The organism is Rossellomorea sp. ABR4_012, from assembly GCF_056159545.1.
This window is the reverse complement of the sequence record NZ_JBSWVK010000001.1, coordinates 1167958-1193138: the sequence shown is the minus strand read 5'-3', so window position 1 is coordinate 1193138 and position 25181 is coordinate 1167958. Positions and strand designations below refer to the sequence as shown.

The 25181-nt window shown below is 44.2% G+C and carries 27 protein-coding genes; 14 read left to right on the top strand and 13 right to left on the bottom strand.

Annotation, left to right across the window (positions count from 1 at the left end):
* Positions 1–142: 142 nt before the first annotated feature.
* The gene (locus tag ACXAFV_RS05840; protein ID WP_475125101.1) at positions 143–1318 is read right to left on the bottom strand and encodes an aminotransferase; all 1176 of its coding nucleotides are present in this window, start codon (positions 1316–1318) and stop codon (positions 143–145) included.
* Complete coding sequence (locus ACXAFV_RS05835) at positions 1315–1815, bottom strand: Lrp/AsnC family transcriptional regulator (protein WP_475125100.1); 501 nt, start codon at positions 1813–1815, stop codon at positions 1315–1317. The genes ACXAFV_RS05840 and ACXAFV_RS05835 overlap by 4 nt, the downstream gene beginning before the upstream one ends.
* A gap of 166 nt (positions 1816–1981) precedes the next feature.
* Here ACXAFV_RS05835 and ACXAFV_RS05830 point away from each other — a divergent pair, with 166 nt between their 5' ends.
* Positions 1982–2884 carry an alpha/beta fold hydrolase gene (locus ACXAFV_RS05830; protein ID WP_475125099.1) on the top strand — a complete coding sequence of 301 codons (903 nt, stop codon included), beginning with the start codon at positions 1982–1984 and terminating at the stop codon, positions 2882–2884.
* 280 nt (positions 2885–3164) lie between these two features.
* Entirely contained in the window at positions 3165–4328 is a 1164-nt protein-coding gene (locus ACXAFV_RS05825; protein WP_475125097.1) for a MalY/PatB family protein, read from the top strand.
* Positions 4329–4438: 110 nt separating this feature from the next.
* On the opposite strand, the gene ACXAFV_RS05820 is transcribed toward ACXAFV_RS05825, so the two are convergent.
* The 3 genes from ACXAFV_RS05820 to ACXAFV_RS05810 all read right to left on the bottom strand — a co-directional run bounded on the left by ACXAFV_RS05820 (position 4439) and on the right by ACXAFV_RS05810 (position 6670).
* Positions 4439–4975, bottom strand: coding sequence for a superoxide dismutase family protein (locus ACXAFV_RS05820; protein WP_475125095.1), 537 nt, complete (start codon positions 4973–4975; stop codon positions 4439–4441).
* A gap of 362 nt (positions 4976–5337) precedes the next feature.
* Positions 5338–5541, bottom strand: a complete 204-nt coding sequence (locus tag ACXAFV_RS05815) for a hypothetical protein (protein ID WP_475125093.1) — start codon at positions 5539–5541, stop codon at positions 5338–5340.
* Between the two features lie 388 nt (positions 5542–5929).
* Complete coding sequence (locus ACXAFV_RS05810) at positions 5930–6670, bottom strand: peptidylprolyl isomerase (RefSeq protein WP_475125091.1); 741 nt, start codon at positions 6668–6670, stop codon at positions 5930–5932.
* A gap of 93 nt (positions 6671–6763) precedes the next feature.
* Here ACXAFV_RS05810 and kapB point away from each other — a divergent pair, with 93 nt between their 5' ends.
* Positions 6764–7171 (top strand): kinase-associated lipoprotein KapB, encoded by a 408-nt coding sequence (gene kapB, locus ACXAFV_RS05805; RefSeq protein ID WP_475126078.1) that lies wholly within the window; start codon positions 6764–6766, stop codon positions 7169–7171.
* Positions 7172–7253: 82 nt separating this feature from the next.
* Here kapB and kapD read toward each other — a convergent pair whose 3' ends face one another.
* On the bottom strand, positions 7254–7874 hold the full coding sequence (kapD, locus tag ACXAFV_RS05800; RefSeq protein ID WP_475125089.1) for a 3'-5' exonuclease KapD: 621 nt from the start codon (positions 7872–7874) through the stop codon (positions 7254–7256).
* 277 nt (positions 7875–8151) lie between these two features.
* On the opposite strand from kapD, the gene ACXAFV_RS05795 reads away from it, so the two are divergent.
* Both ACXAFV_RS05795 and ACXAFV_RS05790 read left to right on the top strand, forming a co-directional pair.
* Positions 8152–9366 carry an MFS transporter gene (locus ACXAFV_RS05795; protein ID WP_475126077.1) on the top strand — a complete coding sequence of 405 codons (1215 nt, stop codon included), beginning with the start codon at positions 8152–8154 and terminating at the stop codon, positions 9364–9366.
* 17 nt (positions 9367–9383) lie between these two features.
* Positions 9384–11234 (top strand): transglycosylase domain-containing protein, encoded by a 1851-nt coding sequence (locus tag ACXAFV_RS05790; protein WP_475125087.1) that lies wholly within the window; start codon positions 9384–9386, stop codon positions 11232–11234.
* Positions 11235–11537: 303 nt separating this feature from the next.
* Here the strand turns inward: ACXAFV_RS05790 and ACXAFV_RS05785 are convergent, their stop codons facing one another.
* Both ACXAFV_RS05785 and ACXAFV_RS05780 read right to left on the bottom strand, forming a co-directional pair.
* Positions 11538–12113 (bottom strand): DUF5366 family protein, encoded by a 576-nt coding sequence (locus tag ACXAFV_RS05785; RefSeq protein ID WP_475125085.1) that lies wholly within the window; start codon positions 12111–12113, stop codon positions 11538–11540.
* Between the two features lie 185 nt (positions 12114–12298).
* The gene (locus tag ACXAFV_RS05780) at positions 12299–12568 is read right to left on the bottom strand and encodes a hypothetical protein (RefSeq protein ID WP_475125084.1); all 270 of its coding nucleotides are present in this window, start codon (positions 12566–12568) and stop codon (positions 12299–12301) included.
* Between the two features lie 316 nt (positions 12569–12884).
* On the opposite strand from ACXAFV_RS05780, the gene ACXAFV_RS05775 reads away from it, so the two are divergent.
* From ACXAFV_RS05775 to mnhG, 7 genes are read left to right on the top strand one after another with little or no spacing between them, the layout of a single operon-like run.
* Positions 12885–15290, top strand: coding sequence for a Na+/H+ antiporter subunit A (locus ACXAFV_RS05775; RefSeq protein ID WP_475125082.1), 2406 nt, complete (start codon positions 12885–12887; stop codon positions 15288–15290).
* The gene (locus ACXAFV_RS05770; protein ID WP_475125080.1) at positions 15287–15715 is read left to right on the top strand and encodes a Na(+)/H(+) antiporter subunit B; all 429 of its coding nucleotides are present in this window, start codon (positions 15287–15289) and stop codon (positions 15713–15715) included. The genes ACXAFV_RS05775 and ACXAFV_RS05770 overlap by 4 nt, the downstream gene beginning before the upstream one ends.
* Positions 15715–16056: a Na(+)/H(+) antiporter subunit C gene (locus tag ACXAFV_RS05765; RefSeq protein ID WP_475125079.1), complete on the top strand. Its 342-nt coding sequence runs from the start codon at positions 15715–15717 to the stop codon at positions 16054–16056. Before ACXAFV_RS05770 ends, ACXAFV_RS05765 begins: the two co-directional genes overlap by 1 nt.
* Entirely contained in the window at positions 16049–17530 is a 1482-nt protein-coding gene (locus tag ACXAFV_RS05760) for a Na+/H+ antiporter subunit D (protein WP_475125078.1), read from the top strand. Before ACXAFV_RS05765 ends, ACXAFV_RS05760 begins: the two co-directional genes overlap by 8 nt.
* A gap of 6 nt (positions 17531–17536) precedes the next feature.
* Complete coding sequence (locus tag ACXAFV_RS05755) at positions 17537–18013, top strand: Na+/H+ antiporter subunit E (RefSeq protein WP_475125077.1); 477 nt, start codon at positions 17537–17539, stop codon at positions 18011–18013.
* Positions 18013–18297 (top strand): Na(+)/H(+) antiporter subunit F1, encoded by a 285-nt coding sequence (locus ACXAFV_RS05750; RefSeq protein WP_446244111.1) that lies wholly within the window; start codon positions 18013–18015, stop codon positions 18295–18297. The genes ACXAFV_RS05755 and ACXAFV_RS05750 overlap by 1 nt, the downstream gene beginning before the upstream one ends.
* Complete coding sequence (gene mnhG, locus ACXAFV_RS05745) at positions 18281–18640, top strand: monovalent cation/H(+) antiporter subunit G (protein ID WP_475125076.1); 360 nt, start codon at positions 18281–18283, stop codon at positions 18638–18640. Before ACXAFV_RS05750 ends, mnhG begins: the two co-directional genes overlap by 17 nt.
* An 88-nt stretch (positions 18641–18728) precedes the next feature.
* On the opposite strand, the gene ACXAFV_RS05740 is transcribed toward mnhG, so the two are convergent.
* Both ACXAFV_RS05740 and ACXAFV_RS05735 read right to left on the bottom strand, forming a co-directional pair.
* Positions 18729–19097 (bottom strand): DUF2188 domain-containing protein, encoded by a 369-nt coding sequence (locus ACXAFV_RS05740; protein WP_475125075.1) that lies wholly within the window; start codon positions 19095–19097, stop codon positions 18729–18731.
* A gap of 108 nt (positions 19098–19205) precedes the next feature.
* The gene (locus ACXAFV_RS05735) at positions 19206–19589 is read right to left on the bottom strand and encodes a PaaI family thioesterase (protein ID WP_475125074.1); all 384 of its coding nucleotides are present in this window, start codon (positions 19587–19589) and stop codon (positions 19206–19208) included.
* 285 nt (positions 19590–19874) lie between these two features.
* Between ACXAFV_RS05735 and ACXAFV_RS05730 the strand changes: the two genes are divergently transcribed.
* A complete protein-coding gene (locus ACXAFV_RS05730) occupies positions 19875–20279 on the top strand; it encodes a YuzC family spore coat inner layer protein (RefSeq protein ID WP_475125073.1) in 405 nt (134 codons plus the stop codon).
* 119 nt (positions 20280–20398) lie between these two features.
* Here ACXAFV_RS05730 and ACXAFV_RS05725 read toward each other — a convergent pair whose 3' ends face one another.
* The 3 genes from ACXAFV_RS05725 to ACXAFV_RS05715 all read right to left on the bottom strand — a co-directional run bounded on the left by ACXAFV_RS05725 (position 20399) and on the right by ACXAFV_RS05715 (position 24534).
* On the bottom strand, positions 20399–20611 hold the full coding sequence (locus tag ACXAFV_RS05725; RefSeq protein ID WP_475125071.1) for a hypothetical protein: 213 nt from the start codon (positions 20609–20611) through the stop codon (positions 20399–20401).
* A 453-nt stretch (positions 20612–21064) separates the two neighbouring features.
* Positions 21065–22381: a Na+/H+ antiporter family protein gene (locus ACXAFV_RS05720; RefSeq protein ID WP_475125069.1), complete on the bottom strand. Its 1317-nt coding sequence runs from the start codon at positions 22379–22381 to the stop codon at positions 21065–21067.
* A gap of 647 nt (positions 22382–23028) precedes the next feature.
* Positions 23029–24534 (bottom strand): leucyl aminopeptidase, encoded by a 1506-nt coding sequence (locus ACXAFV_RS05715; protein WP_475125067.1) that lies wholly within the window; start codon positions 24532–24534, stop codon positions 23029–23031.
* 158 nt (positions 24535–24692) lie between these two features.
* Between ACXAFV_RS05715 and ACXAFV_RS05710 the strand changes: the two genes are divergently transcribed.
* Positions 24693–25172 (top strand): divergent PAP2 family protein, encoded by a 480-nt coding sequence (locus ACXAFV_RS05710; RefSeq protein WP_475125065.1) that lies wholly within the window; start codon positions 24693–24695, stop codon positions 25170–25172.
* Positions 25173–25181: the final 9 nt, after the last annotated feature.

Sequence of the window (25181 nt, the reverse complement as noted above, 5' to 3'; positions counted from 1 at the left end):
ATTCTAATTAACTGTCCGTTCACTCCCAGGTAAAAAGTTGGGACTCGGCAGTGGTGCCGACAGAACACCTTCACGTTCAAAGAATCCATTCCCAATATAAAAAACCGGGTCCCGCAACTTCGGAACCCGGTTTCCAACAAATTTACTTGTCACTATGATTCTCAACAAACCTCTTCATCCGCTTCACGGCTTCCTGCAGCTGTTCCATGGAAGACGCATACGAACATCGGATATGCCCTTCCCCGCCTTTGCCGAACACATTACCCGGTACGACGGCCACCTTTTCTTCCATCAGCAGCTTTTCTGCAAACTCTTCAGAGGACAGCCCTGTTTTAGCAACAGACGGGAACGCATAAAATGCACCACCCGGTAGATGGCACGTAAGGCCCATCTCATTCAAGGAATCGATAAAATAATGCCTGCGATGGCGGTAGCTGCGTTTCATCTCAAATACTTCTTCCATTCCTTTATCAAGTGCTTCGACGGCAGCGTATTGGGCAGGAGTCGAAGCGCACATCATAGCGTACTGGTGAATTTTCAACAGCGGTGCTGCGATCTCCTCTGGAGCGCATATATAACCGAGCCTCCAGCCGGTCATAGCAAATCCTTTGGAAAAACCGTTGATCACAATCGTTCTGTCCCTCATTTCTTCGAGGGAGGCGATCGATACGTGGCCTCGGTCATAAGCAAGCTCGGAATAGATTTCGTCTGAAAGCACAACCAAATCATGCCGGCGGATGACTTCTGCAAGCTCCTCCAGGTTTTCTCTTTCCAATACGGTCCCGGTCGGATTATTAGGTGAGCACAACAACACAGCCTTTGTCCTGTCCGTAATCGCCGCCTCAAGTTCTTCTGCCGTCAGCTTAAAGCCATTCTCAGGCTTTGTTTCAACCGTTACAGGTGTTCCCCCTGCAAGCTGCACAAGCGGGACATACGACACAAAGCCAGGTTCGACAACCACCACTTCATCCCCTGGGTCGATGATGGCCCGCATACTGATATCGAGAGCCTGGCTCGCCCCTACGGTCACGATGATTTCGGTTTTTGGATCATACTCCACTCCATATCCACTCTTCATATAGCTGCTGATTTTTTCGCGGAGCTCCAAGAGACCTGCGTTAGCCGTATAGGAGGTAAAGCCCTGCTCCAATGAAAGAATGGCCGCTTCCCTTACCGTCCACGATGTAATGAAGTCCGGCTCCCCGACTCCAAGGGAAATGACCCCTTCCATATTGGCCGCCAGATCGAAGAATTTTCGGATTCCCGACGGCTTCAGGTTTTCAACCGACTTCGCGATATATGATGTCTTCGTCGTCATGGGGACACCACTATTCGTTTATCTTCATGAGAATCACCGAAAATGGTGCCGTCATGCTTATATTTTTTCAATTGAAAATGGGTCGTTGTGGACAGGACTGAATCAAGTGTCGAAAGCTTTTCAGAGACAAAGGTAGCGACTTCATTCATGGATCGTCCTTCCACCGTCACTGATAGATCATATGCCCCCGACATCAGGTACACACTCTTCACTTCTTTATAACGGTAGATCCGGTGGGCGACTTCGTCAAATCCGACGCCTCTTTTCGGGGCCACCTTCACGTCGATCATCGCGGTCACGCCTTCATGTCCTTCAACCTTTGACCAGTCCACAATCGAGCTGTATCGTACCAGTATATTATCCTTTTCAAGCTTGGCAAGGGCCTTTTCCACTTCCTCTGATGATACTTGAAGCATCTTTCCTAGGCTCTCTGATGAAATTCTTGCATCCTTCTGTAAAATTTTCAGTAAATCAAGCTCCAATTCGCTAAGCTGCATAATGCTCCTCCTTCAAACCACTTAAATGGTTACATTATAGCAGAAGCTGTAAAAATAGAAAGCGTTACTCCCCGTTTTTCTTATCATGAAATCAAATTGTTAAAGGTGTTAAATAACAAAAGAAGGGTAAAATACGATAAACAAACATTGTGAGGAGTGACGAATCATGCAGGGAAACGATTTTGCCAGAACGGTAAACGTCAATGGAGCCCAGGTTTATTATGAATATCATCAGCACCCGACAGCATCCGAAACCTTCGTGCTTCTTCATGGATTTCTATCTTCAACCTTCAGCTTCAGACGACTGACTCCTCTTTTAAAAGAAAAATATAATGTCATTTCGATTGATTTGCCTCCCTTCGGAAGCAGCGACAAATCCAACCGTTTCATCTATTCCTATGACAATTTGGCCAATACCGTCATATCGCTGCTCGATCACCTGAATGTGAAGAATATCCACCTTACCGGACATTCAATGGGAGGACAGATTGCATTGAATGTCATGAAAAAAGAGCCTTCACTCGTCGAAAAAGGTGTCCTTCTATGCAGCTCGGGTTATCTCAAGAAAATGAAATGGCCGGTCCTGATGGCGAGCCGCATCCCTTTTTTTCATCTGTATGTAAAGCTTTGGCTGACACGGTCAGGCATACGGAAAAATCTGGAGAATGTTGTCCATAACAAGGAAATGATCGATGACGAGATGATGTTCGGCTACTTAAAGCCATTTCTTGAAGATGATATATTCAAAGCCCTGACACGCATGATCCGTGACCGCGAAGGGGATTTATCAATAGGGGAATTACAGAAAATCGAGACACCTTGCCTCCTTGTCTGGGGAGAACATGACCGCGTTGTCCCCCTCACGACCGGACACAGGCTGGCGAAAGACCTTCCTCAATCAAAGCTTATCGTTTTAAAAGAAACCGGCCACCTTGTACCTGAAGAAAAACCTGACGAAGTACTGCAGCACATCCAGCAGTTTGTAAATTCCGAAGCAGATGCATACGTAAAACAAGGACAAGCCCAGTATAAAAAAGGACTCCCCAATACGCTTCTTACAGAAACGTAAGGGGGGTCCCTTATACTTTTGTTCAAATCGAGCATGTCCCACAGTTCTTGAATGAGAGTAATGCATAGGGATTATTCATGCGCATTCTTCAAACGGAATCACCTGTATTTATAGTTTCTGATACTAAGAACAAATGATAAACAAATAATTTTCATCTTTTCGACTTACATAATAAGATGGATATATCATAAGAATTCTCCAGAAGCTTGATGACGGGCAATATGAGCCGAACGAAAGCTTCCGGCACTTACCATTTTTAATCGTGAAAGGGGTAAAGACATTGAATGAATTCGAGAAAATAATCGACCGAAAAGGGACATCTTCTGTGAAATGGGATATGACCAAAACCGTTTTTGGAAAAGATGATGTTCTGCCGATGTGGGTGGCTGATATGGACTTCCTCCCGCCGCCTGAAGTGAGCGAGGCACTAAAGAACCGTTTGGACCATGGTATCTTCGGCTATACCTTTGTGGGTGACGGTCCCGCAGAAGCCATCACTGAATGGATCAAGAAAAGACACGGATGGAGCATACATAAATCTTGGCTTCAATACAGCCCGGGTGTCGTGCCTGCCATCGCTGCCATCATACAGGCACTCACAGAACCCGATGACAAGGTATTGGTTCAGTCACCAATCTACACACCATTCTTCACGATGACAGAAGAAAATGACCGTGTGATTGAAAACGCTCCGTTAGTGTACGAAAACGGAACGTACAGCATTTCATTTGAAGACTTTGAAGAATCACTTAAAAAAGGCGTGAAATTATTTCTCCTCTGCAATCCGCATAATCCAAGCGGGCGCGTATGGACACGAGAAGAACTGACAAAGATGGCAGAGCTCTGCAAAAAGTACAATGTCATCATCGTATCGGATGAAATTCACTCCGATCTCGTCTACGAAACTCATACTCACACGCCGATTGCGGCAATCGATGAAAGCTTCAGAGACATGACCATCACCTGCATCGCACCAAGCAAGACCTTCAATCTCGCCGGACTGCAGGCGTCAGCCATGATCACGCCGAACAAAGAGTTTCGTGAAAAAATAGCCGATGTTCATAAAAAACAGGGCTTCTTTACCCTGAATACATTTGGTATCACCGGCATGGAAGCTGCCTATCTCCATGGTGAAGTATGGCTCGAGAACATCATGAACTATTTATCGGAAAATGTGCAGATCACGAAATCATTCCTTGAAGAACATCTTCCGGACCTTCATCTTGTTGATCCGGAAGGAACCTACCTTCTTTGGATCGATTGCAATAAACTAGGGCTTTCAGATGAAGAACTCAAAGAACGTCTGCTTGAAAAAGGGAAGCTTGGATTGGAGCCGGGTCCGAAATACGGAAAAGGCGGCGAGGGCTTTGTTAGGATGAATATCGCCTGTCCTCGTGAAGTTCTGTTAGATGGGCTGGAAAGACTTCGCAAAGCGTTGGGATAATGATAGATAGGATGAGAGCAGGAAAGCCTTGCTGCCCTTCCCTGCTTTCTTTCTCTGCCGATTCAGGCTAAAAAAAGCCCACTGCTCGAAACTTGAGCAGTGGGCTCCTTTTATTTTTTCTTCTCTTTTTCTTTGGCAATCTCACCACAGGCAATCCTCGCTCCCGAATCTCCGGCAGGCTGCGTCATGCCATCATCTATGTTTTCTGTAATGATCAGGGATGTTCCTTCTTTTGTAAACAAGGACGTCTTCCCTTTCGTCATCGTGACAAGAGGTGCCATCAGCTTCACCTTAACAGAGCCATCATCTTTTACGATAATATTCGGAAGGTCACCGGCATGGGCTCCTTCAGGATGTATAAGCCCGTGCTTTTTATCATCCGGATTAAAATGATTACCTGCCGATACAAAGTCTGGGCGTTTACACGTCCCTTTTTCATGAAAATGGATCCCGTGTTCCCCGGGCGGCAATCCTTCAAGCTTAAGATCTACTTCCACTCCATCCGACTTCTCCTGGAGGATCACCTTTCCCAGCGAATCCCCCGTATCATTCTTCATATCGACTTCCGTCTTCTTAGGGTTTTCAATGGCGCACGCCCCAAGGAGAATCGCCGACAAAACTATGTAAAGTAATTTGTTGTTTTTCATTTATTACTCCTCCAAATGTACATACTCTTCCTCCATTTTTGACTAGATGCAGGGAAAGTATTCTTAATAATTATGGAATAATAAATGTAGTTGAAGAGTTTAACTGTAATTAAGGGTTATCTACGGAAATTTAGAGTTATCAACGATATTGTGGGGGTATCTACGGAAACTTGGATTTTTCAACGTTTTTGTGGGGTTATCTACGGAAACTTGGATTTTTCAACGTTTTTCTAGATTTATCAACAAAAGCAAATCACTTACCGACAATTCAACAAATATCGACACTAATTCTACCTTCAGGGTATAATGCCTCTAATAAATGAAGCACGCCCCTATCTCAATCAGGCGTGCTCTCTCAACAATCATTCAGTTTCGCGATTCCGCTGCCTTACTTCTTCCTCGATAGCTTTCGTCTTAAGCTCTTCCTTCTTGGAAACCTTTTTGATCAAACGGAATGTCAAAATCGTCAATATAAAAAAGATGACCATCCAAATCGCGGCTGGAATGTACTCTGTCTTATCTTCCGGAAAGTATAAAAACAAATTCAATACAAATGAAGAAAGCATAATTAGCTCCTTTCCTTTCAAAACAAACTCTTTTCCCATTATACCAAGATAAAAAAGGAGAAACCATTTCCCCGCATAAATAATTTAACGATTCTATGAACAAGCTGGGAACATCTTGAAGGCCCGTCCCTCACTGCTTTAAAGCAACAAGGGACGAGTATCTGCAATCCGACAATTTCCGAGGAAATAAGCGACCGTTTTCGCCAATAAACACCTGCAATTATCAAAGGACAGCCCATGTTGTTCTTCAATAAGCCAATTTTGAGCGACAAGAAAAGAACCTTGCATCATCAAGGTTCTTTTCTATTCAACATGTTTAATTAGGAAGTTTGCCAGCATATCGGGTCGCGATACACATTTCACCGATATAGACCGCTTCCTGCTTTCTTTACTTCACGACTGTGATCTTTTCAATGATCACATCTTCTTTAGGAGCGTCATTCTGCCCCACTTCCACATTCGCGATTTTATCTACGACATCCATTCCTTCGATCACTTGTCCGAATACAGTGTGTTTGAAGTCAAGGTGCGGGGTTCCTCCGCGTTCCATATAGGCGTCGATGATTTCCTGCGGGAACCCTGCCTCCTTCATTTTCTCTTCGAAACCAGGATTCATTTCACTGTTCTGAACGATGAAGAATTGGCTTCCGTTCGTATCAGGACCGGCGTTTGCCATTGAAAGTGCTCCACGGATGTTGAAAAGTTGTTTAGAGAATTCATCTTCGAAAGATTCTCCCCAAATACTTTCCCCTCCTGTTCCGTTACCACTTGGGTCTCCGCCTTGAATCATGAACTCATTGATCACACGGTGGAATTTCAATCCGTCATAGTAGCCGTTTTCACTGTGCGTGATAAAGTTTTCAACCGTTTTTGGTGCTTGTTCAGGGAACAATTTTATTTTAATGGTGCCCATTGAAGTTTTCATTTCCACTACTTTTTCATTTTCTGCTACATCCGTTGTCAGTTGCGGGTAAGTCATCTTGTCATCTCCTCCAGATTCTGCATCAGTTGTTTTGTTTTCTTCTGTTTCAGCAGGTTTTTCTTCGCTGCTGTTATCCTTCTCTGTTTGTCCACATCCGGCAAGAATTAAACCTATCAGACACAAGGATAATAATACCAATCTCTTCATATATGTACCTCCGCATGTTACTTTTATAGTAAGCTTAATCAAAATCACTTTGTGTTCCATTATAATAGACTTGGACACTTAAGAGGAGGGGTTATTTTGCAAAATTTTCAAATAGGGGATAAAGTCACAGCTTTTTATAAAACGGGAAAATATATTGGAGAGGTGACGGGAGAACGTCCAGGTGCTTACGTCGTAAGAATTCTTGCTGTACTCAAGCACCCTCGCCAAGGCGATTTACATAACCCTGCGGATGTAGATGTTCCACTATTCCACGAACGAAAGGCACTGGCTTTTCGTGAGCAGGCCAACATGCCTGAAAAAATGGTGAAGTCTTATGAAGGGGAAATACCGGAATACAATGAAACACTCCTGGCTGCTTTCGGCGAATTGAAAAAGCAATTGGAAGCAGACGGATCCCCGCATGCCATTAAAAGTCTGGAAGCTCTCAAGGGAGTACAGCGGGAGTACGAGCTCATGTATGGGCTTACGTTTGAGAGGTAGATTAATGATACATCCAGAACTACAAAAAAACGTGCCGATCATAGGCACGTTTTTTGTATATTTTTGTATATATCGATGATTCTCAAGCCAGCTGATTATAAAACTTGCTCAAATCAATCCGGTCTCCGATGGTTGTTGGTTCAGCTTTGTCGAGATACTTTTTATCTTTTTCCACGAGATTGTAAATATGATGGGTAGTAAGGGCATCATCCAGTGCTTTGTGATGCTTTCCGACACCTTCCCGTCCGTATTCCTGGACGGCTTTCCATAAGCCCGTTTGATTTTGATCGCCGAAAAATCGTTTGTATTCCATCGATAAATCGACAAATTGAGCTTGAAAAGGAAAGGCGATGCCAGACTGGGTGCAGTTGTCCCTTAGCACTTTCATATCCATGTTGCCCCATGTTACTACTTTCTCAATACCTTTTGAATTCAGTTGATTGAAATAATCGATGAGGGTCTGGAAGGAGATGCCTCCGTCTACTTTATCTTGTGTGATCGATAAGAATCGTTTGCAGCGATTGGTTAGTCTGGGAAAGGCAGATGGTTTTACATAAGTTGAAAACGTATCTATCACTTGCCCATTCTGAACCACTACCACACCTGCTTCGATTATTTCAGGGAAAAAGCCTTTGGGGACTCTATGTCGTTCCGGCATTGAAAACTCAAAGTCAATGAACACAAGCTGCTTTGCTTTTACCACGTAACTCCCTCCTCAATCTTGTACAGACCCCAATTTTATTCTAATAAAATTCTATTGTGAATACGAACGAGTTTATGTTCAATCACCAGCTTATTCGCTTTTTGGGTGAGAATACATAATTCTTATTCTTATATTATATCATGTTCAACCTGAAAAATATGACTAAATCCTTTTAATCATCTGCAAAAAAATCTCACTCAGTGGACTCTTGATGAAATCTTTAATACAATGAATATTTAGGGAAGCGAAATAAATAGATTATGAGAAGGTGTTAATCATTTCGATGGAAAAAAGAAATCTTGTCATTATGGTCATGGCCAATTTTTTAGTGGCTGCCAGCGCCACTATGGTCCTGCCGTTCCTATCTCTTTATATAGAAACGTTCGGTGACTATAGTGCTGAGTATGTGCAGCGCTGGTCTGGTTTTGTTTTCGGCATCACGTTTCTGACGGCGTTCTTTATTTCTCCTTTATGGGGAAGGTTTGGTGACCGTTATGGCTACAAACCGATTCTTTTAATCACAGGATACGGCATCTCGGCCTCCATTTTCTTTATGGGCTTCATGGATTCCGTGCAGGGAATGTTTATTTTAAGGCTGCTGATGGGGGCTGTGACCGGATTTATCCCCACATCAATGGCGCTTATCTCTTCCCAGACATCCAAAAAGGAAGCAGGAAAAACTTTGGGTACCCTGCAGATGGGCACTGTTTCTGGCGGTTTGTTCGGACCTGTCATCGGAGGGATTCTTGCTGATAATGTTGGTTTTTCTTATACCTTTATTTTAACGGCGATATCGATTTCGATCGCTGCGACCGTAGTATTGTTCGGAATAAACGAGCAGCGGAATGATGAACAGAGGAATAAGCAAAACAAATATTCAAGCAAGCAGGTGCTTCAGCACATTTTCAGTCAAAAACTCCTTGTGACGGTGATTATTCTATCCTTGATCATCCAAGTAGCGAATTTCAGTATTCAGCCGCTTCTGGCACTTTATGTTGATGAACTTACATCTTCCGCCAACCTTGCACTTCTAGCCGGCCTTGCCTTTTCGGCTACGGGATTCGGGAACTTCATCGCTACCCGGCAATGGGGAAAACTTGGCGATCAAATTGGATATGAGAAGGTACTCTCCATCCTGTTGGTGCTTGCTTCCATTCTTATCGTGCCACAGGCACTTGTGACTGAGCTTTGGCAGCTTGTCCTTCTACGTTTCTTATTCGGAATTGCCATCGGAGGGATGATTCCGTGCGTGACAGCTTATATACGTCAGGAAGCTCCGCTCAGCATGCAGGGTGAAGTGTTAGGCTACAACCAGAGCTTTCGCTTTCTTGGAAACGTGATTGGACCGGCATTCGGAGGCACAGTCTCCGGATATATTGGAATTTCTTCCGTTTTTTATGTAACAGGTGCTTTATTCTTGGGTGCATTTGGATTATTATGGTGGAGTATAAGACATTCTGAAGTTGACGGTCACGTGAATCAAGATTACTAGAAAAGTAGAGTGGAAGTATGAGAGTGTTTGCAGGATTTCTAACAGTGATTTGCTTTATGTCCTTGTTTTTTACCACGTTGTTCTTCACGACCGAAGAAGTCGATAAAGTCCAGGGATTCCAGGATGAACTCGAAAGCACGGTGAATACAGACCAGCTGAACCTGAACAAGACCAGTTTACTGCTGGACAAAAACGGAAATGTATTTTCAGAGGTCAATCGTCCCTTTCGATTATATGTAGAAGATGAAAAGATCCCCCCATTCGTAAAAGATATCCTGGTCGCTTCAGAAGATCAGCATTTTTATGAGCATGTGGGATTTGATGCCGGCGCCATATTGAGGGCAGTCGTAAAAAATTTGGTGTTCACCCATATTCAGCAGGGCGGGAGCACGATTACCCAGCAGCTCGCCCGAAATTTATATTTAGGCCAGGAAAAAACGTACAATCGGAAATTGACCGAGCTCTTCTACGCACACGAGATTGAAAGCTCCCTTTCAAAAGATGAAATACTGGAGCTATATCTAAATGTCATTTATTTCAGCAATGGTGTGTATGGAATTGAAACGGCCTCCCAATATTATTTTCAAAAAAGTGTTTCTGAATTGAACAAAGCAGAGATGGCGTTCATTGCCTCGATCCCGAATAATCCAGGCAAGTACGACCCTGTCGACCATTTCGATCAGACCAAAGTTCGCCAGGAGCGTCTGCTTGACATCCTAGTGAACACTGAAAAGCTCGCAAAAGAAGAAGCGGACAAACTGAAAAAAGTTGCTATCAAGCTGAATATCCGCAAGAAAATAGACCGCTATCCTGATTATGCATTCTATGTGGAAGAGGAATTAAGAGAGCTGATTTCAATTCATGAAGGCTACAAGGTACAGCTTGAAAACGCCTCTTCACCTCAGGAGAAGAACCAGATCATCAAAAAACTGGATGACCGGGTTGAAAGCGTGATTTCCTCAGGCGTCAAAATTCAGACTGCCCTTGACCCTGCACTGCAGAAAAAAAGCGCAGAAGCCTTGAACACCGGTCTCGGTGGTGAAAAACTGCAGGGTGCGTCTGTCACCATCGATAATGAAACCAGAAGGATCGCTGCATTGACCGGCGGTAAAGATTATCAGAAATATAATTTCAATCATGCCTTCCAAGCCTACAGGCAGCCTGGCTCCTCCATCAAGCCGCTGCTCGTATATGCACCGTATCTGGACAAATCCAAGGCGTCCATTCAAGAAAAAGTGAACGCCAACAATTACTGTATCGGAAATTATTGCCCGATCAACTACGGAGGCGTACAGCCGGGGACAGTCACGCTAAATCAGTCGCTGGCTCAATCGTACAACACGCCCGCTCTCCGTTTGATGGAAAAAGTCGGTGTCGAAGAAGCATTCAAAAAGCTGTCATCCTTTTCCTTCGAGCGTATGACAGCAGAGGATCACACATATGCGGCATCGATCGGCGGGTTCACCTACGGTTTCAGCCCGCTCGAAATGACAGATGCCTATACATCCTTCATCGACGGAAGCTATAAAAAAAGCCACGCCATCGTGAACGTGAAGGACGGAAATGGAAAGATCCTTTACGAATGGAAAGATAAGCCGAAGCAAATATGGTCTGAAGATACCACGGCAAAAATGAGGCAGATGCTTGCAAATGCAGCATCGATCGGTACTGGAAAAGCCGCTTACGTATCCAAGCCTTATGTCGGCATTAAAACAGGAACCACCAACAATTATCATGATTACTGGGTGATGGGACTGACGAATGAATACACAACGGGTGTCTGGGTCGGCCATGACATCCCGCAGAACATGAGCAGAATCGAAAGACTGCGGCCGAGTCATAAGATATGGCAGACGATTATGAAATAGCGCTTGGAGATTCGTCTCTGGGCGTTTTTTTCAATATGGATCGGCATATTGAAGATGTCATGCCATTGTGCGGGACAGACGAAATGATTGCATCCCCCCAAATCAAATACATATGCTCGAAACTCATTGGCTTTTGCTCGAAAATCCCAAGTTTCCGCTCGAAATCCCTCTACTTATGCTCGAAATCCGAGATATTTGCTCGAACTGTCGATTGTTCTTCTACAACATTCACAACGCCCTGCTTTTTTTTCACCCTATAAAAAAAGAGTACAAAACAACCGTTTCATACTCTTCAAACAACAGTCACAGCTTCACCTTCGACATGATCGGTAAACTCGCCATGACACCATTATATAATTTTAAAATCACAAAAAAGATCGTCATGAAGAGCGATGACCATGTAAACAATTGCAGGCTGATGACGCCGATGATACCTGCTTTGGAAACGGTGACGCTTATTTTATAAACAAAGTAAACAAAATAAACAACAGAAGTGACGGCGAAAATCGCGATTAACCCCATGAAGGATTTGAGGCTGACAACCGATACGAGACCACCGATGAAATAGATCATGGAGCCGGATCTGACCCGGTTATACAGCTGGCCTTCGGAATCTTTCGAGAAGAACAGCATGGAGACCCCATTGATGGTTTCGGCTATGAGTTTCAAGGCTGCAAACACCATGAAGAAGACGATCATCAAGAGTATCAATAACACAAATTTCAGTTGAATATCTGATAGAAATTCGCGCATCCCCGGATAGACGCCGATTTTCTTGAAAAGGTCGACAAACACTTCCACCCCGTAGACGGAGAAGGTCAAGCTGAATAAAAGGATGGCAAACAAAGGCAGGTAGCTTGTTAAATATGTATTCTTCAATTAAGTACTCTCCTATAATGATTATTCCATACAGCACTTACATCATAATCGTTTATAGGAGTCTTGAAAAGGGTATTAATAAGAAAATCCTGGGCATTTTGTCGTGCTGACTCCAACGCGAAAATACTTCGAAATAGCGAGAAATAAAATTGACTGCCTCTCCCATGCGGACATGAAAAAGACAGTCAGTCAAATACTTCATCAGTTTTTGTAGATCTGTTCGGTACAATGCGGATGTATTCCCTCGATCTAAACGGTTGACGGATTCCCTGGTTATTCGCCGGCACTTCCTCCATCTCTTCTGTGCCGTCATATTGTACAGGCTGCAAATTAGCCGTTGCCGGATCATCTGTTTCAATGATGCCGCGGTTAAACCGGTCTTGAGATTCAACCAGCCACCCAAATCCGATGAATGTAAAAAGTATCGTCGTGAACGCCACTGTTTTCCTTTTCATTTTTAACCACCACCTTATGGATAGGATTCTCCAAAATAACCAAAACTATTCTTAAAAAGCCGTATTTCTAAAAGGAAATCCTTAAAAATTTTCGTGGTGATCAACCGCGTTTCTACATATTTAATACGCAAAGTAAAAATCGATTGAGCCAGAAGCCTGAGTAATGCAAGCATTGTTTTTTTACGTTATAATGCTCTTTAGGTTAAGATTTCCGGGCATACTGGGAGAGCGGATGACAAATTTTCTAGAATGTGTAAATGAATCTACATAAGACTAAGTTGAAGAATACATGAATTTTATAAGAGGGGGGTTTTTTATGACATTGTTACATTGGGCAATTATAACGCCCTTTTTATTTGCAATTCTTATTCCATTTCTTTATAAGGCATTTAGGAGGGTCCATACCGGCTGGTTCGTATTGCTGCTGCCGGTAGCGTTATTCAGCTATTTCATTCAGTTCATGCCGATTACGAGGGATGGAAATACGATAAAGGAAACAGCTGAATGGATGCCTTCTTTCGGCATCGATTTCATTGCGTACATAGACGGGCTCGGGCTGCTATTCGCACTTCTCATAACCGGTATCGGTTCGCTCGTCGTTCTTTATTCGATTTACTATCTCGATAAGAAAAGAGAACAATTACATAACTTCTATGTGTATTTAATGATGTTCATGGGAGCCATGCTTGGTGTGGTCCTGTCCGATAATCTGATCGTCCTTTATATGTTCTGGGAATTTACGTCCATTTCATCTTTCCTATTGATCGGTTATTGGTATCATCGCGAACGCTCAAGATACGGTGCCCAAAAATCAATGCTGATCACTGTTTTTGGCGGATTGTCCATGCTGGGGGGATTCATCCTTCTTTATCTTATGGGCGGAACGTTCAGTATCCGCGAGTTGGTTTCACAATCAGACCAGCTCATGACGAACGCTCTTTTCATTCCGGCAATGCTTCTCGTACTGCTGGGAGCTTTCACTAAATCGGCTCAATTCCCATTCCATATCTGGCTTCCGGATGCAATGGAAGCCCCGACACCTGTCAGTGCTTATCTGCACTCGGCAACGATGGTAAAAGCGGGGATCTACCTTGTTGCCCGCATGAGTCCGATATTTGCTGAGACAAGCTTATGGTTATGGCTTGTCGGCGGATTCGGGATTTTCACATTATTCTGGGGATCTTTCAATGCTGTCAAACAGACTGATTTAAAAGGGATCCTTGCATTCTCCACTGTCAGTCAACTTGGTCTTATCATGTCGCTGCTCGGAGTTGGTGCAGCCGCCCTGCACTACACTTACTTGGACGACAATATTTATATGGTTGCAACTCTTGCAGCCGTTTTTCACTTGATCAACCACGCTACCTTCAAGGGAAGCCTTTTTATGGTTGTCGGTATCATCGACCATGAAACCGGCACAAGGGATATACGTAAACTCGGCGGGCTGATGAGCTTTATGCCGATTACCTTTACAGTTGCGATGATTGGTGCATTTTCCATGGCAGGTCTTCCTCCATTCAACGGCTTCCTGAGTAAAGAAATGTTCTTTACAGGGATGGTCCGTGTACTTGAGATGGATATTTTCAGCCTGGATACAGCCGGAATAATCTTCCCTGTCCTTGCCTGGGTAGGAAGCGTATTTACGTTCATCTACAGCATGATCCTCGTGTTCAAGACATTTACAGGTGAACACCAGCCTGAAAAATTGGAGAAGAAACCTCATGAGGCACCGTTCGGTATGTTGATTTCTCCGATCATTCTGGCGTCACTTGTGATTGTGTTCGGGTTCTTCCCTAACATACTGTCCGAACGGATCATTGCTCCTGCTGTTGAAGCAATTACTCCAAGTCTGGTCGAAGAAGGTCATGCAGTTAAAGCGCATATTACCTTCTGGCATGGTCCTACGCCAGAACTATTTATGACAATCGGTGTCATTCTGTTCGGTACCTTGCTTTATCATTTACTTCCAAAATGGAAGAAAATCTACTCATGGATCCCTGAACGCTTAACGCTTAATTCAATGTATGATGGAGGATTGGTGCGAGGCGAACGTGCTGCTTTCTCTTTCACCAGAGGATACATGACCGGGTTCATCCGTTCTTACCTGGTGTATATATTTGCTTTCTTCATTGGGATTCTGATGTTCAGCTTATGGTTCAAAGGAGCATTTACGATCAACACCGAGGAGCTGGCTCCTATCGGTATCTATGAAATAGCGATTGCACTTCTGCTGGTGATTAGTTCCGTGACCATTTTATTCGCGAAGTCACGACTGACATCCATCATCTCGCTGGGTGCTGCAGGTTACACGGTTTCCCTGTTCTTTGTATTATTCCGAGCCCCTGACCTGGCACTTACCCAGCTCGTGATCGAGACCGTATCCGTTGCTTTATTCCTTCTATGCTTCTATCACCTGCCGAAACTCAGCAGACATGAGGAAAGAATGAAGTTCAAACTGGAAAATGCGCTGATTTCGATTGGAGTCGGGGTCGTTGTTACACTGTTCGCCATTTCTTCTTACAGTTCAAAGCTGTTCGATTCGATCTCAAGCTATTATATAGAGAATGTTTATGAAGAAGCAGGCGGGAAAAACATGGTGAACGTCATCCTTGTTGATTTCCGTGGATTCGATACACTGTTTGAAATCTGTGTGCTGGCCATTGCTTCTCTTGGCATTTATTCCATGATCAAATTACGTCTGACTAGGAGGAAAGAAGGATGAAAACAAAAACAAATGACATCATCTTACAAACTGTAACGAACGTTGTCGCTTTCTTGATCATCTTGTTTTCATTGAGGATCTTCTTCGTTGGTCATTACACTCCAGGAGGCGGCTTCATTGGAGGCTTAATGACTTCAGGCGCAATCGTTTTACTGTTACTGGCTTATGATATTAAGACAGTAGCTAACATCCTGCCGGTGGATTATAAAATCATCACGGCCATCGGCTTGCTGTTTGCCGTCGCTACTTCGGCGGGAGCACTGTTATTCAATGCCCCGTTCCTGACCCATGCGTACGATTATTTCTACCTGCCTCTCTTGGGGAAAACCTCCCTGCATACGGCAGTATTGTTCGATACAGGAGTGTATCTTGTTGTTATCGGTGTAACGATGACCATTATTCAAACAATAGGAGTGAGTGAATAATGGAAATACTTATGGCAATTGTTGTTGGAATACTATTTACAAGCGCTGTGTACCTGATGTTATCTAAGAGCTTGCTCAGGATCATCATCGGCACTGCTTTATTGAGTCACGGTGCTCATTTGCTTCTACTTTCAATCAGCGGTCTAAAAGAGGGAGCTGCCCCTCTTTTGGGCGAACACGCTGAATCTTATGTGGATCCATTACCGCAAGCCTTGATTTTGACAGCTATCGTCATCAGCTTCGGGGTTACAGCTTTTTTCCTTGTTCTTGCTTATAGGGCATATCAAGAGCTCGGCACGGATAATGTGGATCAGATGAGGGGAACTGAAGGCAATGACTAACTTATTGATTTTACCAATTTTAATTCCGCTATTTACAGCGGTCATCTTAATGTTTATCAGCAAATTTATTAAAGTACAAAGAGGGATATCAGTCGTTTCAACCTTGGCGACTGTTGCAGCATCCCTTGTACTCATCAATAAAATTCATCGGGACGGCATCCAGACGATTGAACTCGGAAGCTGGAAAGCTCCATTTGGGATCATACTCGTATCAGACATGCTTTCCGCATTGCTGGTGACAACAACGAGTATCATCACGCTGATCGTCCTCTTCTATTCCTTTAAGTCGATTGGAGTGGACAGAGAACGTTTTTATTATTATCCCGTCGTTCAATTCCTGCTTGTCGGAGTGAACGGGGCCTTTACAACAGGAGACATTTTCAATCTATTCGTTTTCTTTGAAGTGATGCTGATGAGTTCCTATGTGCTCCTTGTATTGGGCGGAACAAAAGGTCAGCTGCGTGAGGGGATCAAATACATTCTTGTGAATGTCATTTCTTCCGCACTATTTGTCATCACGGTTGCCTATTTGTATTCTGTACTGGGAACGTTGAACATGGCCGATATTTCGAGAAAGATAGCTGAAGTGAACCAGCCTGGGATCCTTACGGCAATCGCCGTCCTTTTCCTCGTAGTCTTCGGGTTAAAAGGTGCGATATTCCCGCTGTACTTCTGGCTTCCGGGATCTTATTATGCGCCGCCTGCACCGGTTCTCGCATTATTCGGGGCCCTGCTCACCAAAGTGGGGATCTACTCGATTTTAAGAACCTATACGTTGTTCTTCCATCACGATATCGGCTATACGCATCAGATCCTCGCGATCCTTGCAATTCTTACGATTGTGTTCGGATGCATCGGAGCCATCGCGTATTGGGATGTTAAGAAGATCATCATCTATAACATCATCATTGCAGTTGGTGTCATTTTATTCGGTGTATCAACGATGAACCCGGATGCAATGGAAGGTTCGGTTTATTATCTCGTTCATGACATGATCATCAAAGCAGCTTTATTCCTGCTTATCGGCGTCATGATCAAAATCACCGGCACAACAGACCTGAAAAAAATGGGCGGACTCATTAAAGAGTATCCGTGGCTCGGCTGGACCTTCTTAGTAGCGACATTCTCACTGGCAGGGATTCCTCCTTTAAGCGGTTTTATCGGAAAATTGATGATCCTGAAAGGAAGCTTTAGTGAAGGAGCCTATGTCGGAGCAGGGGTCATCCTGGCTTCAAGCCTACTGGTGCTTTATTCAGTGATTAAAATCTTCTTGAATGGTATTTGGGGAGCACCTAAAGAATATAACGGTATTACCAAAGGGCACGCCCGTTATTTATGGATGACATCGGCCGTACTGGTTGCATTAGCCGTTTTTTACGGTTTTGGGGCAGAAGCCCTGCGACCGTTGTTCACGCAGGCTGCAGATGTATTAATGGACCCGAATCTCTATATAGACGCAGTGTTAAAGGAGTAATGTAGAATGGCCTTTCAAATTTTATTAAACTTTTTCTTAGCCTTTGTCTGGATGTTTCTTTCGGTGTCCTTTACTGCACAGTCATTTCTTATCGGCTTCATATTAGGATTGCTTGTGATTTTTGCATTCAGAAGATTTTTCACGTCCCGCTTCTATCTATTAAGAGTGGGAGCGGTGATCAGTTTACTATTTTTATTTATTAAAGAGCTGATCCTGGCGAACATTTCGGTGTTAAAAGTGGTATTGAAGCCTAAGCTCGATTTTCAACCCGGCATTTTCGCCCTCCCGACTGAATTAAAAACAGACTGGGAAATTACGTTACTCGCAAATCTCATTACCTTGACTCCCGGGACATTGGTAGTGGATGTTTCTTTTGACAATAAAATTCTCTACATCCATGCGATTGATATCGCTGATGTTGATGAAGCCATTGATGAAATCAAGAATTCATTTGAAAAAGCCATTATGGAGGTGAGCCGCTGATGCTGCATACAATCATTCAAGTCACCCTGCTCCTCGTCTCCATTTCCATGCTTGGCCTTGTGTATCGGGTCATTAAGGGACCGACAACCCCTGACAGGGTCGTTGCGCTGGATGCAATCGGCATCAATCTGATTGCGATCGTTGCCCTTATTTCAATGGTCATTGATACGTATGCCTTCTTATCGGTGATTCTCCTTCTCGGAATCCTGGCATTCCTGGGAACCGTAGCCTTTTCAAAGTTTTTGGAGAAAGGGGAGATCATCGAACGTGAGCGTAATCATTAGTTGGATCATCGGATTTTTCTTACTGGTCGGAGGACTGCTAAGCCTGGTCGCCACATTTGGGGTCCTGAGGCTTCCTGATATCTATACAAGGAACCATGCAGCATCCAAAGGTGCGACGCTTGGAATCATGTCGATTCTGATTGCGACGTTCCTCTACTTTTACCAAGAGCACGGCCACTTCAACTCCAATCTGATACTGGCCATCATCTTTATCTTTGTGACCGCTCCTGTGGCAGGTCATCTCATTGCACGTGCGGCTTACAATTCCGGCGTCAGACTGTGGGATAAAAGTGTTAAGGATGATTTAAAAGATAAAGAGGAATATGAGAAGCAGAATTCATAGAAAAGGAAAGCAGGCCCTTCAGGTCTGTCCTTCCTCAACAAAAGAAGCTTGATCTGGTAGAGGGATGCCCCTTCCAGTCAAGCTTCTTTTATTGATCATACAATTCCTTATCCACACTGCCATCCTGCTTATGGATGACTAGCGTACCGGAATGGTCATTCACATAATCCTTCGCTTTTGAAAGAAGGTCATCTTTCGTCCCTTCTACCATAATGGCACGGCTGCTGCCCTTCTTGATCAACTGCCAGCCATCTTCATGCGTTTTTACATGATACTCGGTCTTATCTGTAACCTTCCCTTCCTCGGACTTATGAGCCCGATCAGTGGCAATCGCAATGGCTCTTCCTTCATCGTACCCTTCATCCAGGAGGGCGTTCGCAATTTCTATTGCTTTATTCCGGACATCTGCAGGGAGATTTTTTAATGAAGCGGGATAATCATTTTTGCTCCAAGGCATCGTGTAACCTCCTTATGTTGGTTACTTATTGATTTCCCATTGTGACAGCTTTTAAACGTCCCTTGAATATGTACTCTCCCTTAGCAGTGAACCGCTACCGAAAACAGGTCAGCGTTTCGGCACAACCGCCATCGTACAGCGTGAGACACAAATCAATTGATTCTCTTCATCGGTGATTTTGATATCCCAGACCATCGTCGTTTTCCCCTGGTGCATGACCGTTGCCGTCGCGGTAACCACTCCATCACGCTTTGCTTTTATATGATTTGCGTTAATTTCAAGACCGAAGCAGATTTCTTTCTCAAGATTGATTAATTCCACAGCTCCCACACTCGCCACCGTCTCTGCGAGTGCCACCGACGCTCCGCCGTGGAGGAACCCGAAAGGCTGGCGGGTTGCCTCATTTACAGGCATGGTCGCGATCACCTTTCCTTTACCTAATTCCACAAACTCAATTCCAAGCGCACTGATTAATGTATTTTCAATTTTCATTCTGTTCACCTCATTATAGTCTTCATATAGTAGAATTTCGGTATAAAGAGTAAAAACCCTTTTTTAGAAGGCGCTTTATGCATACATTGTTGTTTTTATATATGGTATTTCGGTCGCAACTCGGGCTTCCGGAGTTTTTTAAAACACATACACCCGCTTCATACAGACTTATTAAACAACATACAAAAAACAGACGCCGTTTAGGAAACAGCCTGCAAGAATAATATCGTATTCAGCTACATACATTTCCTTAGAGCCTATTTGCCAGGAATAAGGAGGTATTCCATGAATCGATATCACCCATTTTACCATCCTGTCCAGAGCCCCTATCAGCCCCATCATTCGAGAAGAAATTATCCACTATACCCTAATTTTCATTATCGCAATAACTTCCCTCCAGTTGAAACAAAAACATTTATGTCTTCTGCAGATAAAACATTAACGTTAATGGAAAGTGCCAATCTTGTATTGACGAAAATAAAGAATGATTCTTCATTCGCCCATCAGATCATGGAGTTAGCTCAGCAGTCAAACACTCCAGAGGTCCTTAAGCTCATCCGCAGGACCGGGGTAAAGGTCGTGCCCGTCGTCTCATTTAATCCCGACGGGATCCACATGGTGTTTGATGAGAAACTTGGCGAAGTGGACTGCTGCCATCTGATTGTCGACGTGCGCTGGAGGGAAATGTAGTTTATTCACGTGCAGGTTTGCTTGACATAAGGAATGCACCGCTTGGTGATGTTCCCCCATGCGATTAATTGAAAAAAGGGGCTTCAAGGATGATCCTTGAAGCCCCTATTCATCTATGATCAATAATATGGGTAATACCCCGGATATCCATAACCATACCCGTATGGCGGATAATATGGATAATATGGTCTTGGATATAAGAGAGCAGAACCCAAAAGACCGCCTAACACGCCGCCAACAAACGGTCCGCCAAAGCCCCCTCCGTAGAATGGTCTTCTGCCGACTCCATACGGCCTTGGTCTTGGTCTTCTATCATACACTCGACTATACATTCGCACTTCCTCCTCTTCTTCAGTTTACCTGGGACAGCCATCTATTTTTATCGGCTTTACTACTGTTTTATGCGGATGAGGGTGGTTTTGAGTGGGCTAATGATTTACTTCTGAGAATGGAGTTGGAGGAAAGATGACGGTGTTGGGGTGGTAAGATTCAAGTGTTGGATTCTATATGTAGGTGGTATGAGTGCGGATTTTTTCATGTGAAGATTTTTCGACAAGTGGAACGTATTTTTGGAAAGTGGAACGTATTTTGAGAAAGTGGCTTGTAAATCTGGACAGTGGAACGTATTTTCCTGAAAGTGGCTTGGAAATCCGAAAAGTGGAACGTATTTTCTGAAACCGGGTTTTATCTACCTATAAAAGCTGCTCGTTTTTTATGAAAGTGCCTCTTCTACCATAAAAAAAGCAGAGGACTAAAAAATCCCCTGCTAAAAAATCAAATAAAACTTAAAACATCATCGCCGCAATCCATCCAAAGATGATCAGCGGAATATTATAGTGCAAGAATGTCGGCACACATGTATCCCAAATGTGATTGTGCTGACCATCCGCGTTCAACCCGGCTGTCGGTCCAAGCGTACTGTCTGAAGCAGGAGAACCCGCATCACCCAGGGCACCGGCTGTTCCAACAATGACGATTGTCGACATCGGGCTGAAACCAAGCTCCATGCAAAGAGGCACGAAAATCGCCGCAATGATCGGGATCGTCGCAAACGATGAACCGATCCCCATCGTAACAAGGAGACCAACAACAAGCATAAGAAGTACTGCCAATGCTTTATTGCCCCCGATCGCATCCGAAGTCGCCTCAACTAGTGATTCGACGTGTCCTGTCGATGTCATCACTTCGGCAAATCCTGAAGCTGTGATCATCACGAACCCGATGAACGCCATCATTTTCATTCCTTCATTCAACAGCCCGTCAGCTTCCTTCCACTTCACTGAGCCTGACAGATAAAGAACGGCAATACCCGCCAGTGCACCAAAGATCATGGATTCAAGCTGAAGCTGCACATACAACGCCACAATGATCGAAATAAAGGCGAAGACCATCGCTTTTTTGTTGTAGACCATTTTTTCCACAGAAATGACTTCTTTTGCTTCACTGTACTTTCTTGGTTTGCGGTAGCTTACAAACACCGCAATCAGTAATCCGATGAACATACCTCCGACAGGGATGAGCATGGCTTTAGGGATGTCTCCCAGAGCAACCTGCATTCCACTGCTTGCCATATTCTGTGCAATGATCTCATGGAACTGCAAACCGAACCCTACTGGTAAAAGGATATAAGGAGCAGTCAAACCGAATGTGATGACTGAAGCGATCAAGCGTCTATCCAATTCCAGTTCCGTCATGACCTTCAACAGCGGCGGAATCAGGATAGGGATAAATGCAATGTGAATCGGAATCAAGTTCTGCGAAAAGACAGCCATGATTAAAATAGCAAAGACAATAAGTGCTTTAGAAAGGGCTGCTTTTCTTGAATCTCCTTTTTTCCCGACAACTTTCAATACCCAGTCTACTAGAAGATTCGGAATCCCTGTATAAGAGATCGCTACAGCGAATCCCCCAAGTAATGCATAACTTAAGGCGATATTGGCACCCCCTGATAATCCTTCAGAGAAAACCGTGATCGTCTCACTCATGCCCATGCCGCCGATCAGACCTCCGATCAGTGCACCCGTGATTAGGGCAAAGACGACATTGACACGCACTAAACTCAATATGAGCATAACCAGAACAGCAATGACAACTGCGTTCATCGTTTATTCCTCCCTTAAAAATGTTCTTCAGCCTGTTTTAAAAATGCTATACTACCACCAGCTGATTCGTTTATTAGTAGTTCAATAGATTATTTTACTTTAGTTCGCTAAATTGGTAGAGCGATAAAACAACGTGTTTAACTTTAACAAGATAAAGAGAGGTTGTCAATACTTTAGTCTGATGAATCATTAAAATGTTTGTTGGTAAGTTTTTGTATGGTTCTTAAGGAGGGGGCGGTGGTTTTAAACACCGCTGTTGATTTCCGTGGAAGACTTCGCTTTCCGCGGGCGGCCCGTGAGCCTCCTCGGCTTCGGTAGTTTCTGTCCAGCTGCAGGGCTTAGAGGCACATGTCATAAGCCAAACCGACCAAGAAGGCAAAGAACGCCTTCATGGTCGATTCGCCTTATGCCACCCGCCTCTTTCAAAGCCCTTTCGCTTTTCTGTTAGGAGTCTACGTCTTCCACTCCAATCAACAACTGGAACCGCTTCTAAATCCAGAAAATCTTTCAACATATACTTTTGAATTTCCATCTCCTCATACGAACTGTATCCAATCATGTTAGAATCTACACCTATTAAAAAATCTATATAAAAATAGCCTTTCCCGATCCAAAGCTGGATAGGAAAAGGCTTTATTTACTCTCATTTATTTTTCTAACGGCTGGAATCGTTCCACAAGGATTGCCAGTGTACGGGCCATGACTCCGGTGGCACCTGAAGGGCCAAGTTCATAATGACTCTTCGTCGTGGCTGTTCCTGCGATGTCCAGGTGGACCCACGGGAGGCCTTCAGCAAATTCGCCAACGAAAGCACCGCCCATGATGGCATGTCCTGCCCGTCCGGGTGAATTGTTAAGGTCTGCAATCTTACTGCTGCGGACACGTTTTTTATCATGTTCCGTGTACGGCAGCTGCCAGATGAATTCGCCGGACTCGCTTGAGGCTTCTAGTACCTGTTCGAAGAATGCTTCATTGTTTGTCAGCGCACCTGTTTTATCTTCTCCCAGCGCCACGATGACACCGCCGGTCAGTGTCGCTACATCCACCAGGTAATTCGCTCCGTGATGCTTCGCATACGTCATCCCGTCAGCCAGCGCGAGGCGTCCTTCTGCATCCGTATTAAGCACCTCGATCGTTTTACCGCTCATCGCCGTGATCACGTCATCAGGCTTGAATGCTGAACCGCTGACCATGTTGTCTGTTGAAGGAATGACGGCTACCACATTCTGCTCAGGCTTTGTTTCCCCGATGATTTCCATCGCACCCAGGACAGCTGCAGCTCCTCCCATATCCGTCTTCATTCCGACAATGCCGTCCTTCGGTTTGATTGAGTAGCCGCCGGTATCGAAGGTGATCCCTTTTCCGACTAACCCGATGACATCCTTCCATTCATCTTTGCCGTTGTATTTCAGGACGATCATCTTAGGCGGCTCAACCGACCCCTGATTGACGGCAAGAAGCGCTCCCATTCCCAGGTTTTCCATCTCTTCTTTGTCCAAGATTTCCGCTTCGAAATCATAGCGCTTTGCAAGTTCAAGCGCATATTCCGCCATTTTGGTGGATGTGAGCAGATTTCCCGGTGTGTTCACCAGTGTACGGGCAGAGTTGACTCCTCTTCCGAAAGCTGCTCCCACTTCGAGCCCAGTCTTAACTTCTTTTTCGTCTTCTTTTGTAAAAAATTCAATGCTGTCTATATTGACTTCAGGTTCATTTGATTTTTGCTTGTAGCCGTCGAATGTATACGTAGCCATCGTGAATGCTTCCGTGAAGGCATGAGCCGCGTCTACTGCAGGCAGTTCTTCTGATGAAAACGTATCAATCGCCACTGAAAAAGCGGAAACTTTCATTTCTTTCAGTGCTTTCGATGCCACACCCATCGCCTCTTTTAAAAGATCGAAGGTTAACTCCTTTTGTTTTCCAAGACCGACAAACAGGATCCGCTTGCTGCCGATTTTTCCGTACGTATGTATTTTTGATATTTTCTTAGGTTTTGATGAAATGTCTCCATCCTTCACTAATGAAGTCAGATATCCTTCAAATGCGTGATCAAGCTCTTTCAGCTCCCCTTCAAATGATGGCTGATGATAAACTCCGACCACTAAACATTCCCCGGCTGCTTCTGTTATGTCTTTTTGATTGATTGTAAAATTCATTTCCCCTGACACCTCCACCCTCCATTATAACGGAGATGTCAGTTTATTTCGACTTACTGGCTTTTAGAGAGTGCAAGTTAGTTCTGCTTTCAACCGGGTATGATATAATAAGAACATTATTTTAATTCAGACTCTTTAAAAAGGTGGAATAAGACAGCATGGAAATATTTTTGAATTTTCCATTGTGGGCCTCTTTGTTTGCAATCTTCTTTGCACAATTTGTTAAGGTGCCCATACAATTTATTGCGACGAGGGAATTAAACTGGTCATTGATTACTTCTACAGGCGGTATGCCAAGCTCCCACTCTGCCGCAGTTACGGCTTTATCAACAGGTGTCGCCTTGGAAACCGGCCTAGCATCCCCTATATTTGCCGTGTCGGCGATTTTTGCAATCATCACCATGTTTGATGCGACAGGTGTCAGAAGACAGGCGGGTGAGCAGGCAATCGTATTGAACCAGTTAACGATCGATTTTCAAAAATTCATGACAGAAGCCAAAGGCTGGCAGAACAAACCTGAGCAGGAAAAACGGAAAGAGCTGAAGGAACTGCTTGGACACAAACCAATCGAGGTCTTCTTCGGCGGCCTTTCAGGAATTGTACTGACCCTGCTTCTGCATTATCTATTATTTAGCTAGGAGTGATTC

Bases quoted from the DNA above. Each gene is read 5' to 3' on its own strand.
- ACXAFV_RS05770 (WP_475125080.1), top strand. From the start codon at position 15,287: ATGAAAACAAAAACAAATGACATCATCTTACAAACTGTAACGAACGTT.
- ACXAFV_RS05735 (WP_475125074.1), bottom strand. From the start codon at position 19,589: ATGAAAATTGAAAATACATTAATCAGTGCGCTTGGAATTGAGTTTGTG.
- ACXAFV_RS05755 (WP_475125077.1), top strand. From the start codon at position 17,537: ATGGCCTTTCAAATTTTATTAAACTTTTTCTTAGCCTTTGTCTGGATG.
- ACXAFV_RS05790 (WP_475125087.1), top strand. From the start codon at position 9,384: ATGAGAGTGTTTGCAGGATTTCTAACAGTGATTTGCTTTATGTCCTTG.
- ACXAFV_RS05765 (WP_475125079.1), top strand. From the start codon at position 15,715: ATGGAAATACTTATGGCAATTGTTGTTGGAATACTATTTACAAGCGCT.
- ACXAFV_RS05835 (WP_475125100.1), bottom strand. From the start codon at position 1,815: ATGCAGCTTAGCGAATTGGAGCTTGATTTACTGAAAATTTTACAGAAG.
- ACXAFV_RS05750 (WP_446244111.1), top strand. From the start codon at position 18,013: ATGCTGCATACAATCATTCAAGTCACCCTGCTCCTCGTCTCCATTTCC.
- ACXAFV_RS05815 (WP_475125093.1), bottom strand. From the start codon at position 5,541: ATGCTTTCTTCATTTGTATTGAATTTGTTTTTATACTTTCCGGAAGAT.
- ACXAFV_RS05720 (WP_475125069.1), bottom strand. From the start codon at position 22,381: ATGAACGCAGTTGTCATTGCTGTTCTGGTTATGCTCATATTGAGTTTA.
- ACXAFV_RS05730 (WP_475125073.1), top strand. From the start codon at position 19,875: ATGAATCGATATCACCCATTTTACCATCCTGTCCAGAGCCCCTATCAG.
- ACXAFV_RS05840 (WP_475125101.1), bottom strand. From the start codon at position 1,318: ATGACGACGAAGACATCATATATCGCGAAGTCGGTTGAAAACCTGAAG.
- ACXAFV_RS05715 (WP_475125067.1), bottom strand. From the start codon at position 24,534: ATGAATTTTACAATCAATCAAAAAGACATAACAGAAGCAGCCGGGGAA.
- ACXAFV_RS05740 (WP_475125075.1), bottom strand. From the start codon at position 19,097: ATGCCTTGGAGCAAAAATGATTATCCCGCTTCATTAAAAAATCTCCCT.
- ACXAFV_RS05725 (WP_475125071.1), bottom strand. From the start codon at position 20,611: ATGTATAGTCGAGTGTATGATAGAAGACCAAGACCAAGGCCGTATGGA.
- ACXAFV_RS05820 (WP_475125095.1), bottom strand. From the start codon at position 4,975: ATGAAAAACAACAAATTACTTTACATAGTTTTGTCGGCGATTCTCCTT.
- ACXAFV_RS05830 (WP_475125099.1), top strand. From the start codon at position 1,982: ATGCAGGGAAACGATTTTGCCAGAACGGTAAACGTCAATGGAGCCCAG.
- ACXAFV_RS05760 (WP_475125078.1), top strand. From the start codon at position 16,049: ATGACTAACTTATTGATTTTACCAATTTTAATTCCGCTATTTACAGCG.
- ACXAFV_RS05775 (WP_475125082.1), top strand. From the start codon at position 12,885: ATGACATTGTTACATTGGGCAATTATAACGCCCTTTTTATTTGCAATT.
- ACXAFV_RS05710 (WP_475125065.1), top strand. From the start codon at position 24,693: ATGGAAATATTTTTGAATTTTCCATTGTGGGCCTCTTTGTTTGCAATC.
- ACXAFV_RS05780 (WP_475125084.1), bottom strand. From the start codon at position 12,568: ATGAAAAGGAAAACAGTGGCGTTCACGACGATACTTTTTACATTCATC.
- ACXAFV_RS05810 (WP_475125091.1), bottom strand. From the start codon at position 6,670: ATGAAGAGATTGGTATTATTATCCTTGTGTCTGATAGGTTTAATTCTT.